Consider the following 1,472-nt stretch of genomic DNA (forward strand, 5'->3'; position numbering starts at 1 on the left):
GATGTAAAGCTCGGCGATCTGCTGATTCACGAGGGGCCGGCCTATCAGGCGGAGCGGCACGCGGCGAAAGTCTACAACGCGGACAAGACCTACTTCGTGATGAACGGCACCTCCACTTCCAACGCCGTGGTCGGCAACGCGCTGATTTCGCCCGGAGACCTCGTGCTTTTTGACCGCAACAACCATAAGTCCGTCTACAACGGCACCCTGGTCGAGGCCGGCGGCATCCCCGTCTATCTGGAAACGGCCCGCAACCCGTTCGGGTTCATCGGCGGCATCGACAGCCACTGTTTCGAGGAGGATTACCTGAGAGGGCTGGTGGCCAAGATCGATCCGGAGAGAGCCAAAGCGGAACGGCCCTTCCGGCTGGCGGCGATCCAGCTCGGCACCTATGACGGGACGATTTACAACGCCCGCCAGGTCGTCGACCGCATCGGCCATCTGTGCGACTACATTTTATTCGATTCGGCCTGGGTCGGCTATGAGCAGTTCATTCCGATGATGCGGGACTGCTCGCCGCTGCTGCTGAATCTGACAGAAAAAGATCCCGGCATCTTTGTCACCCAGTCCGTGCACAAACAGCAGGCAGGTTTTTCGCAGGCCTCCCAGATTCATAAAAAAGACAGCCACATCAAGGGACAGGCCCGCTACTGCAACCATAAACGGTTCAACAACGCCTACATGCTGCACGCCTCGACCAGCCCCTTCTATCCGATTTTTGCCTCGCTGGACGTGAACGCAAAAATCAACGAAGGGGAAGCGGGACGCCGCCTGTGGCTGGACTGTGTCAAAGTCGGGATCAACGCAAGAAAAGAAGTCTTAAGTAAATGCACCTTAATTAAACCATTTATTCCGACACAAGTAAAAGGGAAAAAATGGCAGGCCGGCGATACAGAGAAAATGGCCGGCGATCTGGACTATTTTAAGTTCCATCCGAACGAAAAATGGCATTCCTTCGCGGGGTATGAAGAGAATCAATATTTCGTCGACCCGTGCAAGTTTATGTTAACGACTCCGGGGATTGACGCGGAAAGCGGGAAGTACGAAGCCTTCGGCATCCCGGCCACCATCCTGGCCAACTATCTGAGAGAGAACGGGATTGTTCCGGAAAAATGCGACCTCAACTCGATTCTGTTCCTGCTGACCCCGGCGGAAACGGAGACGAAGATGCAGAATCTCGTCTCGCAGATCGCGCATTTTGAACAGTGCGTCAAGGCGGACGTGCCGCTGGAGCGGGTTCTGCCGACGATCTACCGCAGTCACGCCGAGCGCTATAGCGGCTACACGATCAGGAAGCTATGCCAGGAAATGCATGATTTCTACAAAGAACGCGACGTGAAACAGGCGCAGTGGGCCCTGTTCCGAAGAGAGACGCTGCCGGAGTATGTGCTGAATCCGCAGGCGGCGAACTGGGAGCTGGTCCGCAATCACGGCGAGCTCGTTCCGCTGACCGACATTCAGGGACGGGTCGC

Annotated in this window: 1 protein-coding gene; it reads left to right on the forward strand. The window is 56.3% G+C overall.

Annotated features, from left to right (window positions below):
- On the forward strand, positions 1–1,472 hold a 1,472-nt coding region (gene speC / locus OYT88_RS20660; RefSeq protein ID WP_274402255.1), incomplete at both ends, for an ornithine decarboxylase.

The organism is Sporolactobacillus sp. CQH2019 (genome assembly GCF_028765345.1).
Taxonomy (GTDB): Bacteria; Bacillota; Bacilli; order Bacillales; family Sporolactobacillaceae; genus Sporolactobacillus.